Here is a 17,132-nt window from a genome sequence, read left to right as displayed (position 1 = left end):
ACCTCCGAGGTGGGCCGGTAGGTGGGCGGGTGCGTGGGCGGGTGGGTCGGCGGACGGGTCAACGGTTGCCTCCGAGCTTCAGCACGAGCCGGCCGTTCTCCGGCCGGTCCGGGTCGTTGTCGCACTGCGCGACCTCCAGCGGACCGATGCGGAGCAGGCCGTCCCGCGCGGGCCTGGCCGGTGGTTCCGCCGACCGGTCGCCTGCCGCGCCCCCGGTGGAGGCGTCCTCGAACAGTCGCCGCAGCCTGCTGACCCTCACGTCCACCACTCCCGGCACGGCCATCGCCACGGCGACCAGTCGGCTGAGCCGCACCGGCCGGCCGAAGCCGAGGGCGTCGGGGTGGAAGAAGCCGAGCCGGCCACCGGGCAGTCGGCGGTTGCCGAGCACCCGGTGCAGTTCGGCGAGGATCTGGCCGTGCTGGTGGCCCGGTGCCGCGCAGACCTCCAACTCGATGTCGAGCGGCACCAGCCGGGCCGGCCGCACCACCAGGTCGTGTCCGATCCGCCGGAACCTCTCCAGCGCGTGGGCCACCGAGTCGAGGAGTTCGGCCGGCGGCTCCGCCGTGCCGCGGGCGTCGACGGCGATGTGCGCCTCCCGTCCGCCACCGGTCCAGCGGAGCTCGGCCGCCGCCCGCTGCACGCCCGGCAGCGCGGAGGCCAGACTCGCGTAGTCCTCGGCGGTGACGGCGCGCAGCCGCACCCTCCTCAGCTCCAGCGGGGCGAGCCGGCGGACCTGCTCCAGCGGTTCCGGTTCGGTGCCGCCGACCGCCGGCAGCGGGTTGCGCACCCCGGCCACCGGCATCGGCTCACCGCGGTCGACCGCTCCCCCGTCCCGGCGGAGCACCAGGTGGCTGATGGCCTCCGCTGGGACGTTGCCGGCGCTGCCACCGCCCAGCCGGTAGCGGACCTCCAGCGTCGACCCGGGCTCGGGCCGGGCGCCGTGGTGGCCGTCGCCGAAGCGGAGTACGAGCCGTCCGTCGTCGCGTAGTTCGCCCACGAAGTGGTGGTCGCGGGGGCCGCTGTCCAGGAGGTCCCGGCGAGGTTCCCACACCGTCCGCGGGTCGTCGCCCGCGCCTCCGGCGTGTTCGGCGTCCTCGGCAACCTCGGTGACCTCGCTAGTGCCGGCCGTTCCGGTGTCGGCGGTGAGCTGGGCCGGTCCGGCCGGGGGCGGTTCGGTGACGGCTCCGGCCGCCGTGTCGGGCACGCTCGTCAACCGTACGGCGGGGAGCGCCGCCCGGGGGTCCGGCAGCAGCGCGGCGGCCGGCCCGAACAGCACCGGCTCCCGCGGATGCAGTCCCTCCGCGTAACCGGGGCCCCAGCTGTGGGCGATCTCCCAGGCGGTCCGCCCGTCCAGGACCCGGCCGGCGCGAGCTCGGGCAGTGAGCACCTGGAGCCGGTCCAGCTTCGCCGCCAGCAGCCGCTCGGAGCGGTGCAGCAGTTCGCGCAGTGCCCGCACCGGATGGCGGCGCAGCTCCAGCCGTTCCAACACGGGCAGCCCGAACAGCACGGTGAGTTCGGCGATCTCGCCGTCGCTCAGCCCGTCCCGGTCCCGGGCGCTGCGCCACAGCTCCACCAGGCGCTGCCGCACCCGCCCCGGGATGGCCGCCAACCGTTCGGCCTGCCCGGCCGACACATGCTTCGGCTCGGGGAACGGCACCGCCTGCACCACGGGCGAGCGGTGCAGGAGCGGGCCGAAACGCGGTGCGATCCCCGGGTAGACGGACTGCGCCAGCAGCGCTTCCAACGCCTCCGCCTGGGCGTAGGCGGTCTCCGGCGTGGTCCGCTCCCGCCGCCGACCGGCGAGTTCGATGCCGATGCCGGCCCGGCCGGTCGCCTCCTCCCCCACCACGGTGAACAGTTCACGCACCTGGTCCGGGGTGAGGGTGTGGCCGGCGCGGGTCTGCTTCAGCCGGTCCTGGATCAGCTCCCCGGGCCGGTTGCCCTCGGCGGTGTCGGGGCAGCCGAAGGCCGGCGGCTCGCAGGGGGCGATGACGGCGGGCACCGGCGGCACGGTGATCCGCTCGGGCGGACCGCCGCCGAAGGCCAGAGAACGTCCGTGGTCGACGAGCGCCACGTTGCCGCGCGCCACGCTCACATCCGCCACCGGCGCGCAGTCCGCACCGCCGACCGTGGACAGGTGGAGCGCGAAGGTCAGGGCGTCCTCCGCTGCCCAGGTGACCTCCAGCACCGGCTGGCCGCAGAGCCGGTCGACCGCCGGGGTGACCGAGGTGAGCCGGACCACCTGGCGGTTGCGGGGATCCGCGTCGCCGGGCGTGCCGGAGCGCGGACCCTTCACCTCCTCCAGCAGGAGCAGGTCGCCGGGGCGCAGGGCGAGTCGGCGGTGACGGTGGCGGCCGTGGGCGGGTGCGTCGCTCTGCTCGGGGACGGCCTCCGGGTGCACGGCATCCGGCCGGTCCGTTTCCGGCTGATCCCGCTCCGGTCGGCCGGTTCGCTCCCCGCCCCGTCCCGCCGCCCGACCGCCGGCGGACTCCTCCGCCCACCCGTCGCGGAGTGTGGCGGCGGTGGCCCCGCGCGGCAGCAGGCACTGCTCGTCGCCCCAGGTCCAGAAGAGGATCTCGTTGTGCGCCGGGTGCAGGCGCAGCGGGGCGTCCCCGACCGGCTCGAAGACCTCCACCGAGCCGCGCTCGTCGAGCACGGTCAGATCGCCGTCGTCGATGACGGTGCCCAGACCGGGCCGGTCGCGCGGGCCGAGCCTGCCGACGTCTACGGCGGCGAAACGGTACGTGCCGGCGAGCAGGGTCAGTGGCCGCGCCGCCTCCAGGGTGACGAAGGCCCGGGCGGTGCAGCCGTCGTGCATCGGATAGTCGATCAGCCGCACATGGCGGCGCACCGAGATCCGCCGGCGCGCGGTGTCGAGGTACGCCTCGGTGGCGATCGCGTCCTGCTGGTAGCTGATCTGGTCGGCCGTGTAGGCGAGCAGTTCCGTCAGGGTGGTGCCGAGGTCCGCCGCGTTCCGTTCGACCATTTCGGGCACGGTCAGGGCGAGGCGGTCGAGGATCAGCCGGCGCAGGCTCTCGTAGTCCCGGGCCACGTAGTCGATGGCCGGCCCCGTCGCGGGCGCCGCGCTCCGGAAGGTCTCCGGTGGGGTCGACCGGTGGTCCCGGCAGTCCAGCGGCGCGGGGCGGTCCGGTGCGAAGGTGAAGTCCGCCGCGTGGTAGCGCTGGTCGAAACCGCGGAACGGCTCGGTCCCGGGACGTCCGTAGGGGTCGGTGTCGACGATCGCCAGCCGGTAGCGGCCGGTGTCGCCGGTCCGGTCGACGGTGACGTACAGGCGGTCGTCGAGCTCCGGGTCCTCCTCCCGGACGACCTCCACCGCCACCGCCTCGATGCCGGTGATCCGCCGGCCGCCGTCGATGCGCACGTTCTCCGGACGGAGGCCGTGCGGGGCCCTGCCGAGGAAGGTGACGGTGAGCGTCAGCCCGTCGTCGCCCGCTTCGACGGCGTCCACCCCGGCCAGCCGCGCCGCCCGTACCCTCCCCCGTCTGCCGTCGGTTCGGCAGACGGCCTGACCGGTCGTACCGCTGGTGGCAGCGCTCATGCCGCGGCCCTCCCTTCGAACGTGTCGTCCCGCCTGCTCTCGGTGGCGCGCACGACGTAGCGCAGGTGGACCCGGACGACGTTCTCCTCGCTGACCACGTCGAGCGCTTCGACCTCGATCAGTTCGCCCAGCCAGCGTTGGAGCGAGGCCTGCACGGACAGCTCGAGGGCGGAGGCCAGCTCCGGGCTGTTCGGGGTGAACACCAGGTCGAGCAGGCCGCAGCCGAAGTCGGGGCGCATCACCCGCTCACCGGGGCTGGTGAACAGCAACTGCTCGATCAGGTCGCGCACATGCTCCTCGTAGGACGCACCGGCCGTCCGGCCGTGCCGGTCGACACGGAACGGGAAGGCGATGTCCCGCCGCGGCGGCTTCGTCCTCATCCGCAGACCACCCCCCGCGGAGTGACGGAGCTGACCACCGGCGGTCCCTGCGGCACCAGCCCGGCGGTGTAGCAGAGCGCCGGGGTGGTCTCCAGCACCACCGGCGCACCGTCGACCCGCACGCTGTCGGTCGGCGGGCTCCAGCGGATACTGGTGCACGGTGTGGGCACACCGTCGACGGTGTGCGGGCAGCCGGTGACGGTGTGGACGACCGAGTCGTTGACGGCGGTGCGCCCGTCGAGCAGCACACCGCGCGACGGGGTGGGCGCCGTGCCGGCCCGCCCGCCGTGGGGGCAGCCGATCTGGGTGCCCGCGTGGATGACTTTCCCGGACAAGCTTCTCTCCCCGTTCCTGTCTAGCGCTTCTTGGGCACGGTCAGCCGGCCCTGGTTGATGTCGACCTGGTCGCCGGCCACCAGGACCGAGGCGCCCTGCCCGTTGTCGATGTGGACCCCGTCGTTGTTGACCCGGATGGAGGGGCCGTTGCCGTCGCCGCCCGGGGCCTGGATGAGGATTCCGACGGCGGGGTCGTCGGAGAGCACGATCTTGTGGTGCCCCTGCGTCTCGATGACCACGGGGCGCTCACCCCGGTCGGCGCCCGCCAGCGCGTCGGGCGGCAGTTCGCTCCGGTCGCCGAACCAGCAGCCCGTCCAGACGGGGAAGCTCGGGTCGCCCTGCTCGAACTCGATCCACACGCCCGCGCCCTGCGACGGGACCACGTACTGGCCCGCCTGCTCTCCCGTGAACGGGAAGCAGGGCATGGCCCAGGTCGACGCCTCGTCACCGAGCACGTCGGGGACGTGGGCGGTGATCCGGCCGATCCGCAGCGGGTCGTCGGTGTCCGCCACCCGGCCCCGGAACTTTCCGAGGAAGCGGTTGTTCGCTGCTGGCGCCATGCGGGCTGCTCCTGCTGTCTCGTGCGGTCGCTGCTGCTTCGTCTGGTGCGGCGCTGGTGCGCTCGACCTGTGGTGCTGCTCTTCGCCTGGACTGCTTCTCGGGTGTTGCCTGCGCTGCCTGCTGCGCGGTTCCTGCTGGGCGGTGCCTGTGGTGTGGTGGCGGTGCGTCAGGGGCGGTGCGTCAGGGGCGGACGGTGTCGCTGAGTGCGACCAGGCCCTCCCGGGAGAGCGTGAAGTTCTGCCGGTAGGAGCCGGGCGTGAGGTGGTGGGTGACGGAGGTGACGTAGTAGTCGCCGTCGTAGGTGACGCCCGCTCCCCGCACCCCGACCAGCTCACGCGGGCGCAGCACGTACCCGTGCCGGTTGACGTCCAACTGACCTGAACCGGAGATGGCGTCGGCGGAGGTCGCGGCGCGGGCCAACGCCTCGGCCTCGGCCTGTCCCTGGTCCTTCTTCGCCGTGCCGGACAGGCGACGGCGCTTGAGCGCCGGACTGGCCCGGCGGCCCAGTGGCGGGCGCAGCGGGCTGATGTCGGGCTGCGGGAGCAGCGTGGACTCCCGGGTGAGCGGGTCCTGCCAGCGGGCCTGCGGCTCCTCCCGGGCGGCGCCGTCGTAGGCGAAGGTCAGCTGGTCGACGGTGGAGTTGACGTCCATGTTGACGTTGAGGGCGTGCTGCCGCTGGCCGAGGCGGCGCTGGGGGCCCCAGTAGGCGGTGGAGCGGCCGGGGGCCGGACCGGGTTCGAGGTAGAAGGTGTAGCCGTTGGCCCGGGCCAGTTCGTTGACGTAGCCGAGGTCGGTGCCGGTCTGGTAGTCGACGCGGAGCTCCTGGCGGGGCGGCTGGGCGATCTGCTCGGGCACCACCTCCGGCTCGATCCCGTAGTCCGCGTACCGCGCGAGGATGCGGGCCACGCGCTGCGATGGCGCGAGGTTGGGGAACCGGTCGGTCCGTTCCGCCAGATCCATCAGCAGCGTCAGGTCCTCACCGGTGAGCGTGAGAGTGGTCTGCCCGGGGACGTTGCTCGCCCCGACCTCCTGACGCACGATCAGGCCGTCCAGCAGGACCGTCGGCACGCCCCGGACGGTCGTGGCGACGATGATCCGGGTGCGCGGGTCGAAGAAGCCCTCGGGCAGCAGGCGCTCGATGATCGCGCCCTTCTTGGTGAGGTCGAAGGCCAGTTGGAAGCCGCTGCGTTCACCCGCCGTACTGGTGATCTGGGCGGAGAGCAGCGCCTCGATCACCTCCGCGGGCACCGGGCGGGTGAGCTGGGAGCCCATGTGCACGGTGAGGTGGATCGGGCCGCCGCCGACGGGTTCATCGGACACCGCGGCCCCCGATCCCTCCGGCGCTTCCCCGTCTCCCGGCCGTCCTTCCGGCCGTGCCGGCGGGGAAAGCGCCCGGCAGTGGGATGTCGACCTCCTGGCCGGGCCCGTCGGTCAGCTCCCGCGGGTCGAGCACCGGGTTGGCGTCGGCTATCCGCCACCACTGGCCGGGGTCACCGAAATAGCGCTGGGCGAGATGGTCGGGACGCTCACCGCTGCTCACGGTGTGGCAGGTGGTGCCGGTGTCCGACTCCTCGGGCAGCGGTGGCAGCAGCCGCCGCTTGGTGTAGCGGACCTCGCCGCCGTCGGCAGTGCGGTGCACCCCGATCTCTGCCTCGTGGTAGCGGCTGGAGCGTGGGTACGGATGCGCTCCGGGGAGCGAGTCCAGCGGGTTCGTCTCGTGCGGCTGGGCGGCCATGGTTCTGCTACACACTCCCCATTCCGATGTCGGACCCGGTCAGCCCGAGTGCGTCGAGACTCCCGGCGCGGGCCATGCCGGCGAGCCGCTCCTTCTGGGCCAGATGCGCGAGGTACAGCTCCGCGCCGCGGTGGCCCGCGGGGAGATCGCTGACGGTGAGCACCTTCATGCCGATGCTGAGCGAGGCCCGTATCGGGTTGAGGTGCACGTCGAAGGCGGATTCGTTGATCGACAGTTCGGTGAGCCGCACCGGCATCACCCGCTTGCTGCCCCAGGTGAACAGGGTCAGCGGCATCTCGATCGGGGAGATCTCGATGGTTCCCTGCTTGCTGAGCCGGCTCGCCTCCCGCAGCTGGGCGGTCGTCGGCTGCACCAGCATTTCGAGGGTGGCCAGTTGCGGGTGGATTCCGTCCGGAGCCGGGATCTCGAACTGGTCGGTGGCGTCGATCTCGGCGGTGAACTTCCAGCTCTCCTGAGCTGGACCCTTGAGACGCAGCGCCTCGTTCCGGTCCCCGCCACCCCCCGCACCGGAGTCTCCGCTGTCACCGGCGGACTGGGGCGCGATCGAACGCTCCAGGGTGTCCGGGTTGAACTGCAGGACGATGATCCGCTGCGGCGTGCCGCGCTCGGGATCGATGATGACGATGCCGGACCGGATGGGTTTGGGGATATCGGGGTAGCGGGTCACAGACGGGCCTCCAGCCGAGCACACAGCGGGGCGTAGTCATGCTCTGGGAAGAGTTCGGGGAAGACGTCGAGCATGGCGCGGAGCCCTTGGGTGATGTGGCACCAGGAGTCATCCCCCAGGAAGATGTCCACATAGAGGTACTGCCAGCCGAAGGTGCCCTTGGTGAGGAGTAGGGCGTCCAGGTATTCGCGGTAGGTGACGTTCATCCTGATGAAGCCGGGCGGGTACGGGGCACCGCCCATGTCTGCCAGATCGCTGTACCACATCTCCAGCGGATTATGGTCGGGCAGGAGGCGCAGGAAGGCCATCCGCCCACTACCCGAGCGGGGGGTGCTGTCGACGCACCGGAGGCTCGCGACGAACTCCTTCCTGAACTGCGTCGGCTCTTTCTGCACCCAGGGATCGATCGGCTGCGCCATGATGTCGTCGAGATGCGGAATAGAAAATTCTCCGCTGAATTGAGGAAGGGGTGGCACCGTCGCCCAGAAGGCAGCCACTTCTTGAAAACGGAGAAAGAAGTCCGGGAAATCGGAATCGTACTCGACGCCCGCCCATGTCGGATCGTATTCATGCGGTTCCAGAACTTCCGAAAAATCGTCCCCGATCCTCCCCAGGGAGGTTTCATGAAGTTCCAACGAGGGGCAACCGCGAAGCTCGTCCAGAGAGTTTCGATACAACGTCTCGTAAGGGGTCAGATCGGTCACTTTCCGTCCTTCCAACGACGCATGGTCACAGGGTGAAATGGCTGGGATACCGATGTCTTATCTCTTCAAGCCGGTCTCTGAGGTCAGGGAATTTTGCCGCCGACTTGTTTCCTGAACGGTAGCTCAGCATTTTTCTCACCAAGTTCTCGATATTGCCGTTGAAGGGCTGGAGATCAATCACTGCGCGGGCGAACGCCGAACTCTCCCCCAAGGCCGCTCTCACGGCTCCGACGTTCTTCTCCGTACTCAGGTTCGGCTTGTTGGCGGCAGCCCCGGGGACCGGCGGCCGCTCGAAATCAGAGTACGAGTAGGCCATCGACGCCTTGAGCTTCTTCCAGTCATTAGGGTTCTTCCCCGTCCGGTTCCCGCCTTTCTTACGTTGATACAGTCCCCACTCCGCCTTGATCTCCTGTGGGAATCCAGCCGGAAACTCGCCCTTCGGGTAGGCAGCGGTCTTGGGGTATCGAGTGTTCTCCCGTGGTCCCGGATAAAGCCCCAGGGTGATCCGGTACCAACCCGGTATCTTGGTGTTGTCAGGGGACTTCTGCCCGAACTTGTAGGCAGCTCCTTTCTCGACGTTGTTGTAGAAGTCCTTGTTGATCCAGTTCCGAGCCGGAACGAAGTTGGATCCCTTAGCCGGACCGCCCAACTCCCGGGGGAGCATGTGCATGCGGTCCCATTGCGCTCTTCCCTTCTCTTGGAGCGTGTTTCGATCGATGTAGTCGAACCCGATCGTATGACTGGCCGCGTGACCGTCCGGCGCCTGGCCCCTGAACGAGTATTTTCTGTTGATGAACTCCGCCTGGAAGCTTGATGCGAGCTTCTTGTTCTTAAACTCGGGAAGACGCGTCTCCGGCAGATCGTCATCGTCCCGACGCGTCCGGTAGTCGTTGTGGTCTTCGCGGTCCGTGTATCCGGTCGTCACTCGCCGGCTCGGGTTGAGTCGCGCCGTGACAGTGAAGTCCTGATCGTTCGACTTGTTGAGGCTGGTTAGCCGGTAGTGGGCGCGAAGGCCCTTCAACATGGCATCGTGGGCAGATTCGGAGATCCCGTGGTCAAGCTTCTTGTTGATCTGGGGGCGAATTCTCTCCACGATCCGACGCAGTCGAGCATCCTTCGAGTTCTCGTCGTCCTTGCGTTCATCCCTTCTGTTCGGCCGTCGGTTCCCGGCCCTCGGCTTACCACTGCCGTTCCTGGGCTTGTTGGAGTCCGGGCCCTTCGGTTTATCGTTGCCGTTTCTTGGCTTGTCGGAATCCCTGCCGTCGTTCCGCCTGGGCTTGTCAGAGTTGTTGCCGTCGTTCCGCCTGGGCTTGTCAGAGTTGTTGCCCTTCGGAGGAGAATCGGTCTCCGTGTCGCCCTTCTGTTTGGTGGACTGATTGGAGTTGGCGTCCGGTTCGCCGGCGTCCTTGTCCGTCTTCGGACTGCCGTCCTTGTCTGCGCCGGTTGGCTTCTGACCGGCACCGTCCCTGTCCGCCGTCGACCTGGGCTCGCCGGGCGTGCTGGTGGAGCTCTTCTCGTCTTTCCTTGGGGCGTCCCGGTCCGACTTCGCGTCGGTTCTCGTCTCCGGCTTCGAGGTCGGTTTCGTGCCAGGTGTGGTCTCCGGCTTCGGTCCCGGCTTGGCGTCCGGTTGTGAGATTGGTTTCGTGTCCGGCTTACCGCCCGGCTTCGGCTTTGTGGTGGACGGACGCGTTCCAGGGGCGCTCGTGTTCTTCGGGGCAGTTTCCTTCGGGCTCTGCTCGTGGTCCTTCCCGGTGCTGCCCTTGTCCCCCTGGCTGCCCTTGCCGTCCGAGCCGTCGGCGCCGGCCTCCTTGCCGCCGCCCGGCTTGTCGCCCTTGCCCTTGCCGAGCTTGGCCGCGACGCCCTTGAGGCGGCGGCCGACCTTCGCGACGTACTTGCCGATGCCGTTCAGCAGTGCCTGGTAGGCAAGTTCGAGGAGCGCGACGACGCCGGCCGCGACGGCCTTGGCGAACAGGATCCCCGCGCCGCCCTGGCGGACCGCCTTCAGCCAGGTGATGACCGCGCCGAGGGCGCGGAGGATCTCACCGAGTGCCCCGACGGCCGTGCGGATCGCGTCGATGACGGCCATCGCCCAGCCCGCGCCAGGGATCAGTTTGGCGACCACCTTGGTGATGACGGTCTCGCCGATGATGAAGGGGAGCATGGGGACGACCGCGTCCCAGGTCTCCTTCACGATCTTCTCCAGGGTGAAGCCACCCTTGATCAGCTTGTCGAAGATGGCCTTCGGGACGCCGAGGATCTGCTCGATCTTGGACTGGAACCATTCCTTGACGGCCGCCTTGACTTCCTGGAACAGGTGGTTCTTGGCGCCGTCCACCGCGGAGTCCTTGGCACCGCCCAACCAACCGCCCGGGTCGGATAGGAAGTCGACGGCGATGAGCATCCAGTCGCCGAGGGCACTGAGCAGTTTGGCGGCGTAGTCCAGGACGGTCTTGATCGCGTCCTTCACCGCGTTGACCACGTCGTGGAGCGCCTTCTTGAGGATCTCCAGGATGTTGCTCAGCAGCTTGCCGATGGCGTCGAGCAGATCGTTGACGATCTGCTTCAGCTTGTTGGCGAGTCGGTTGACCAGCGCGATGGCCGCCGCGATCAGATCGGTGATCAACCGCCTGATGCGGCTGGCCAGTTCGATGACGGCCCGCACCATCGCCTTGGCGAGGTCGATCAGGTCGTCGATGAGGCTCTTGATCGCGTTCACGATGGCCTCGCGGGCGGCGTTGATCCATCCCTCGACCGTCGTCTTGAAGTTCTCGATGAGATCCACGACGGCCCGGCGCGCTTCTCTGATGACGGAGACGATCGCGTTCTTGACCTCGATGACCTTCTCTTTGATCCAGTCGAAGGCCTTGGTGACCCAGTTCCCCGAGTCCTCGACGCTCTTGTCCCGCTTCTTCTCGGCCTCTTCCTCGGCCTTGTCGTTCTCCTCCTGGATCTTCCGGTCGCCGTCCTCCTTCTCCTGGGCGACGTCCCGGTCGGTCTCCTCTTCCTTGTCCTCGACGTCCTTGCGGACCTGCTCGTGCTTCTCGGTCTTCTTCGTGCCGAGGCTCTCCAGCTCCTCGTCCTGCTCCCTACGCCAGTCCTCGCGTTGAGCGGTGACGTCGCTCATCGCCTTCTCGCGCTCGCTCGCCTGGCTCTCGGTGTTGTGCGCGATCTCGGAGTCGACCTGCTGCTTGTGTTTCTGCTGGGAGTCCCGGAAGTCCCGGTCCTTGGTCTGCCGCCCCTCGGACACGCCCTCGCGGCCCTCGCTGAACGCGGCCTGGAACTCCGCGCCCCGGTCGTGCTCCGCCACCTCGGAGGCCGCCTCCGGGGGCACCATCCCCGTGGCGGCGCCACCACCGGGCGCTCCGCCCCTGCCCCCGCCCCGTACTCCGGGGACCTTGGCCCTCATCTGCTCCTTGGGAGCGTCCGGGTAGACCTGGTCCTCGCCCATCGAGCGCCCGGCGTCGTCGCGGCCCGTGGCCACGGTCTCCTCGCCCTTGGTGTCGACGGAGGTGCCCTGCTCGCCCGCTGTCTGCTCCGCGGCGCCGGCCATCTCCACATCCGGCGCGTTGCCCGCCTGGGCCTGCTTGAGCGCTTCGTCCTTGGTCGGCAGCCCGGCGAACTTGGCCGCGAGCTCACTGGCGTCCACGTCGAACCCGAGGCAGCCCGCGACCTTGCCGAGGCCGAACCCAAGGGCCATCTTGAAGGTGTCCCAGCCGCCGGGTTCCTCCGCCTGCTCCGCCTCGATCTCACCCTCGGGCTTCTTGGCGCCCTCGACCTCGGCCTTCTCGTCTTCGGGGGCCTCCGACCGCTCCGCCGGTTCCTCGGAGTACTGGGCGGGCGCGTCCGTCTGCGGCTGGCCGTGGAGAGTCTGCGGCGCCCCTGCCGGGCGGTCCATCGACGGCGGCGCCGCGGCGAGTTGTTTGTGTTCCTCGTCGACGGTGCGGTCCGCCGCGCCGCCGACCCCGTCCATCGCCTCAAGCGCCTTGTGCGGTTTGAGTTTGGCGGCCGTGGACAGCCCGGCCTCCGGGGACACCTGGGAGAGGTTCGGGGTCGGGCCCGAGTCCTTCTTGCCCTTGCCCTTGGCCGAGGCGCTGCCGCCGCCTCCGCCTCCACCCGCGCCGCCCGAGGATCTGGGAGCGGGGGCCGAACGCGCCGGCGCTGTTTCGGGCGATTCCGTCTTGGCGGTCGGTGCGGCCTTCGGCACAGACGCCGCGGCCGGGGCCGTTCCGGGCGCGGGAGCGGCGGAGGCGCTCTTGGTGGCCGGGGCGGGGGTCGGCGCGGAGGGCGTCGGCGTACTCTGCGCGGAGCTACCGCCCGTCGGCTCGCTCTGCGCCTGCTCCGAGGCGCCGCTGCTCGCGCCGCCGGGAATGTCCGCGTTCGAGCCGCCGGAGACATGGGTGTCGCGGGCCGGTGAGGCGGTCTGTGCGGCCTCGGCCAGCTCACCGCCCGTGGACGGGGAGTCAGCACCGCCCCTTTCCTGCGCGCCCCGGCTCCCCTCGCCCGCCTGCTCCTGGCCCGTCGGCTGGTCCTGGCCCGTCGGCTGGTCACGCGCTGCCGCCTGGCCGCCCACCGCCTGCTGGGACGCCTTCTCCGGCGCCTTGCCGGAGGTTTCGCCCCCGGCGGACGTGCCCTTCTCCTCCTTCGCCGCCCGTTCCCCGGTCCCGCTCTCCTTCTCTGAACTCCCGGGCGCCTCCTGCACCGTCGTCTGGGCGGTGACCGGCCCCTCCTTGGGGTCGGAGCCGGCCTTCGGGTCCTTCGACACCGCGCCCGGCACCGCACCCGGCACCGCTTCCGTCCGCTCGGGTGCGAGCCCGCCCGGCTTCCCGCCGCCCTCCGTCTCCACCGACGGCTCGGGCTCGGCCAGTACGGCGGTGCCGGACGCCTCGGGTTCGGCCTCCGCCGCCGCGTCCTCGGCGTCCTCGGCGTCCCGTTCGGCCTGCACCTTGTCGGCCCTGGTCTCCGGCGGAGCCGGGAAGGAGGGCACCGCGGGTGCGCGGGACGACGGGTCGAGCTGGTCCGCGGTCGGCACCCCGGACACATCGAGGTCCTGCTCGGGAAGGAAGTCCTCGGGCTGGAGCTTGACGTCCCAGGCGCTCTTCTCCCCGCCTCCGACCTCGACCTCCGACTCGCTGTCGGAGCCGAACGGGTCCTCCTCGGTGTCCTCTTCCGGACCGTCGAGGTCCTGCGCCCGGACGCCTTGGAGCGTGCTGGACGCCCCGGGCAGTTGGGGGTCGGGGCCGGTCGCCGCCGTCGATCCCGCGGGCTTCTGCTGCCCGGCCTTGTCCTCCTGCTTCAGCTGCCGGCCGGCCACCAGCGAATCCGCCGCGCCCGGACGGTTCTTGGCGGCGGACTCCTCCTTGCTCGCCGCCGGTACGCCCTGCTGCGCCGCCCCCTCGCCCTCGCCCGCCTCGGAGGACTCCTTCTCCGCGGCGGACCCGCCCGCCGCCCCGCCGTCCGAGGACCCGGCGGCGGTGGCGTCCGGGCTTTCGGACTCCGCTCCGGAGGCAGCGGACTCCTGCTGCGGGGCCGGCGCCGATACCGGTGCCGTGGTCTCCGACCGCGCCCCATCGGGGGGCGCGCCCGTACGGCCCTTGGCGGGCCGCTGCGGCTGCGTGGTCCCGCCCGGCTCGCTCCCCTTCTCCTCCCGGGGGCCGCCGTTGCCCGGTGTGCTGCCGGTGGCGCCGTCCTCCGCGGACCGCTCCTTCTCCGGCCCCGGCGCCGCGGCAGGCCGCTCCGCCCGGTCCCGCTCCTCCTCGGCGCTCCGCCGATCGTTCTCGCGCTGGAAGCGCAGGCCCTCGGCTGAGTCCGGCTCGATGCTCGGGGCCTCCATCGAACCCTGTGCCAGGTCGTCGTCCCGGTCCTCGATCTCGTCGACGAGGTCCAGCAGCCGGTCGTGTTCCGAGCTGAGCAGCCGGCTCTCCAGGCGTTCGAGCACCGACTCCTGCAACTCGTCGGGCAGCCTGGCGAGTTGTCTGCGGGTGCGTTTCGACCGGTCCTCCGGGTCGCCGCGGAGCGAGCGGACGACCGAGTTGGTCAGGCGGTCCACCAGCGTCGCCGGGTCGATCTGCTCCAGACGCTGGCGCTCCGCGTCCACCGTGGCGTAGCGGAGCCAGCCGGGGGTGGCCTGGCCTTCCTCGACCCGACCGGCGGACCCGCCCGCCGCGGTGGTGTGGCCCGGCTCGGTGGAGTGACTTGGATCCGTGGAGCGGACGGACTCCTGGGCGGCCTCCTCCGCCTCGCGTTCCACGGACTGCTGCGGCAGGCTGACCGCGCCCAGCTCGCGACCGGCTCGGAGGGCGCCGAGGCCGTGCGGGTTCTGCACGGTGTGCAGCAGCTCGTGGGCGAGCAGCCGCTGGCCGTCGCCGGTGCCCGGTCGGTAGGTGCCCTCCCGGAAGAAGACGTCCTGGCCGACCGCCACGGCGTCGGCGCCGAGCAGTTCGGTGAGGGTGTCGGCGTTCCGGTCGGTGTGCAGCCGCACCTGGCTGAGGTCGTGGCCGAGTTGTTCCTCCAGCTCGCGTCGGACACTGAGGTCCAGCGGGAGTCCGGCACCGCTCACGATGTCCTTGGGCTCGGGCACGGTGGACTTGGCCGGGCGCTCCTTGCGCCTGCGGCGCTTGCCGTCCTGGGCCGAGTGGCTGTCCCGCGCGGCCGCCTGGGGGCCACTCATGTCCGCCCCCGTCCCGCCGGACCGGGGCCGGGCCCGGCGGCCGGACCCGGCCGTCCGGCGGGACGGCCCGCGGATCCGCTCTCGCCGCCACCGGACAGTCCGGCGTGCACAGCCCGCGCCAGCGCCTCGCCGAGCCGGGTGGCCGAGACGGTCGACGGCAGGGGCGGCAGTCCGGACAGTTCGTCCAGCGAGCGGCCCTCGCCGTCCGCCGCCAGCGGTACACCGCGCTCCCGCACCAGCCGCGTCAGCTCGGCCTGGAAGGCGGCGGTGACGCACTCCGGGTCCACTCCCGGGGCGAAGCCGTGGAGCGCCAGTTCACCGATGTCCACCCGTACGGCCGTCTCGGGAACCCGTGCCCCGCGCGCCGTCGGCCCGGGTGGATTCGTCCGGCGCGGTGCCTCGTTCAGCCCCGTCCCCTTGGTCAGACCCATCCGTGGACCTCCGAGGGCGTCAAGGAGCGTTCCAGCTTCAGGTACTCGGTGCGGGCCGCCGCCAGCATGTGGCGCATCTGGAGCCGGTCGCCCTCCTCGGCGGCGAGGAAGGCCCCGGAGAGCGCGATGTTGCGGATCGAGCCGCCCGCCACCGTCAGCTGCGCCAACAGCTCCGGGTCGATCCCCTTCGTCGGGGCCCGGGCCGGTAGCACCCGGCGCCAGATCTCCGCGCGTTCGCTCTCGCCCGGGAACGGGAAGTCCACGACGAAGCGGATACGGCGCATGAAGGCCGTGTCGAGCGCCTTCTTCATGTTGGTGGTGAGGATCGCCAGGCCCCGGTAGGCCTCCATCCGCATCAGCAGGTAGGAGACCTCCAGGTTGGCGTAGCGGTCATGGCTGTCCTTGACCTCGCTGCGCTTGCCGAAGAGGGCGTCGGCCTCGTCGAAGAGCAGCAGCGCGCCGCCCTGCTCGGCCGCGTCGAAGACCCTGCGCAGGTTCTTCTCGGTCTCGCCGATGTACTTGGAGACCACCTGGGAGAGGTCGACGATGAACAGGTCCAGGCCCAGCTCCCGGGCCATCACCTCGGCGGCGAGGGTCTTGCCCGTGCCGGAGCCGCCCGCGAAGAGCGCCGTCACACCGAGGCCGCGACGCAGGGTGTGGGCGAAGCCCCACTCCTGGTGGACGGTGCCCCGCTGCCGTACGTGCGCCACGATCTCGCGCAGGACCCGCGACTGCCGGTCGTGCAGCACCAGATCGCCCCAGCCGGCCTCGGGCTCGATACGCCGGCCCAGCTCGTCCATGCCGACCCGGGCCTCGGTGAGCCCGGCCCGCCAGGCCAGCCGGGCGGCGTCCGGCTCCTCCTCGCCCGGCAGGTCACGGCGTACGCTCGCGGCTGCGGAGCGCACGATGTGCGGGGGCAGCGAGAACTGTGCGACCAGGCCGCGCAGTTCCTCCTCGCCGAGCCCCGGTATGTCGGCGAAGGCGTCGGCCCACAGCCCGAGCTGTTCCTCGTCGTCCAGCGCCGGAACGCTCACCCGCTCGCCTCGGCTGCGTTCGGAGCGCCGGGGATCGGTGCTGGAGACGATCAGCGGCACGGCGGCGGAGGCGATGAACGCCTCTGTGGCGGCGGTCTGCTCGCGGTCGCTCTCCCCGGCTTCCAGCAGCAGGGCGGCGGGCAGCAGGATCGCTTCGCGCTGCCACAGCCTGGCCAGGCGGTCGCGCTCGGCGGGGTCGGTGGGCAGGTCGGCGGCGTCGAGTGTGTAGAGGCCGAGTCCGGACCGTCGGGCCGCCGCGGCGGCGATGTCGTGCCGGCTCCGGCGGTCGCCGCCGACGAGTTCGACTCGCGGCGCCTCGCCCTGCCGTGCGGCGGCCCACCCCTCGGCGACCCGGCTCGCGGTGAGGTCGTAGGAGGCGGGGAGCGCTTCGGGCACGGTGGCGCGGGTGAGCATGCCGTGCAGCCGGGCGTCGAGGTAGGGGGAGCCGACGAGGAAGTGCAGGATCCGCTCGTCCAGGCGGATGCGGGTGGTGGTCAGCCGGGTCTCGTTGTCCAACTCGACCAGCCGCCAGCGGCGGAGGGGCGCCACCGGGGTGAGCGCGCTCCAGTGCGGTTCGCTGAGCGCCGCGAGAGCCAGTGAGAACGTGGGGTGGGCCCGCTGTGGATCTCCGCTGGCGGCGGCGCAGCGGCTGCCGGTGGACGGCACCAGTTCGGCGGCGGCGAGCAGCAGGAGCAGTTCGCGTTCGAAGTCGCTGAGGGCGAAGCAGTGTACGAGCGCATCGAGCGCGGCCGGTTCACCGACACCGGCCGGCAGGGGTGCCGGGCTGTCGGGGACGGCTGGTCCGACGGACGGTTCGGGGAGCGGGGGGCGTTCGGCGCCCGCCCCCTTGACTTCAGCTGCGGTGTCGGCGGGACGGGCGTGCGGTGACGGCCCGTCATGTCCGGCCGGACGCTCCGGGCGGCGGTCCGGTCGGGCCTGGGATGCTCCGTTCGGCTGGGCGGTGCGGTCGGCGCGGGCGGCGTGGGCGTCGATCCGTGCCAGTACCGCACGCATGGCGGCGGACAGCGCCGTGCTCTC

At 71.1% G+C, this 17,132-nt stretch carries 11 protein-coding genes; all 11 read right to left on the bottom strand.

Annotation, left to right across the window (positions count from 1 at the left end; all coding sequences use genetic code 11):
* Positions 1–58: 58 nt before the first annotated feature.
* The 11 genes from BGP73_RS13575 to BGP73_RS13525 all read right to left on the bottom strand — a co-directional run bounded on the left by BGP73_RS13575 (position 59) and on the right by BGP73_RS13525 (position 17,108).
* Complete coding sequence (locus tag BGP73_RS13575) at positions 59–3,559, bottom strand: putative baseplate assembly protein (protein WP_069814589.1); 3,501 nt, start codon at positions 3,557–3,559, stop codon at positions 59–61.
* Complete coding sequence (locus BGP73_RS13570) at positions 3,556–3,939, bottom strand: GPW/gp25 family protein (protein ID WP_069814588.1); 384 nt, start codon at positions 3,937–3,939, stop codon at positions 3,556–3,558. The genes BGP73_RS13575 and BGP73_RS13570 overlap by 4 nt, the downstream gene beginning before the upstream one ends.
* Positions 3,936–4,274 (bottom strand): hypothetical protein, encoded by a 339-nt coding sequence (locus BGP73_RS13565; protein WP_069814587.1) that lies wholly within the window; start codon positions 4,272–4,274, stop codon positions 3,936–3,938. The genes BGP73_RS13570 and BGP73_RS13565 overlap by 4 nt, the downstream gene beginning before the upstream one ends.
* 20 nt (positions 4,275–4,294) lie before the next feature.
* The gene (locus BGP73_RS13560) at positions 4,295–4,834 is read right to left on the bottom strand and encodes a phage baseplate assembly protein V (RefSeq protein ID WP_069814586.1); all 540 of its coding nucleotides are present in this window, start codon (positions 4,832–4,834) and stop codon (positions 4,295–4,297) included.
* A 181-nt stretch (positions 4,835–5,015) separates the two neighbouring features.
* The gene (locus tag BGP73_RS13555; RefSeq protein WP_069814585.1) at positions 5,016–6,155 is read right to left on the bottom strand and encodes a hypothetical protein; all 1,140 of its coding nucleotides are present in this window, start codon (positions 6,153–6,155) and stop codon (positions 5,016–5,018) included.
* Positions 6,145–6,570, bottom strand: a complete 426-nt coding sequence (locus BGP73_RS13550) for a LysM peptidoglycan-binding domain-containing protein (RefSeq protein WP_069814584.1) — start codon at positions 6,568–6,570, stop codon at positions 6,145–6,147. The genes BGP73_RS13555 and BGP73_RS13550 overlap by 11 nt, the downstream gene beginning before the upstream one ends.
* A 7-nt stretch (positions 6,571–6,577) precedes the next feature.
* Positions 6,578–7,258 (bottom strand): hypothetical protein, encoded by a 681-nt coding sequence (locus tag BGP73_RS13545; protein WP_069814583.1) that lies wholly within the window; start codon positions 7,256–7,258, stop codon positions 6,578–6,580.
* Positions 7,255–7,962 (bottom strand): hypothetical protein, encoded by a 708-nt coding sequence (locus BGP73_RS13540; protein WP_069814582.1) that lies wholly within the window; start codon positions 7,960–7,962, stop codon positions 7,255–7,257. Before BGP73_RS13540 ends, BGP73_RS13545 begins: the two co-directional genes overlap by 4 nt.
* A gap of 25 nt (positions 7,963–7,987) precedes the next feature.
* Positions 7,988–14,629, bottom strand: a complete 6,642-nt coding sequence (locus tag BGP73_RS13535) for an eCIS core domain-containing protein (protein ID WP_069814581.1) — start codon at positions 14,627–14,629, stop codon at positions 7,988–7,990.
* Entirely contained in the window at positions 14,626–15,060 is a 435-nt protein-coding gene (locus tag BGP73_RS23545) for a hypothetical protein (protein WP_244501187.1), read from the bottom strand. Before BGP73_RS23545 ends, BGP73_RS13535 begins: the two co-directional genes overlap by 4 nt.
* The gene (locus BGP73_RS13525) at positions 15,051–17,108 is read right to left on the bottom strand and encodes an ATP-binding protein (protein WP_212732814.1); all 2,058 of its coding nucleotides are present in this window, start codon (positions 17,106–17,108) and stop codon (positions 15,051–15,053) included. The genes BGP73_RS23545 and BGP73_RS13525 overlap by 10 nt, the downstream gene beginning before the upstream one ends.
* Positions 17,109–17,132: the final 24 nt, after the last annotated feature.

It is taken from the genome of Streptomyces sp. TP-A0874 (assembly GCF_001748085.1).
In the GTDB taxonomy this organism is placed as follows: domain Bacteria; phylum Actinomycetota; class Actinomycetes; order Streptomycetales; family Streptomycetaceae; genus Streptomyces.
This window is presented reverse-complemented; position numbering and strand designations above follow the sequence as displayed.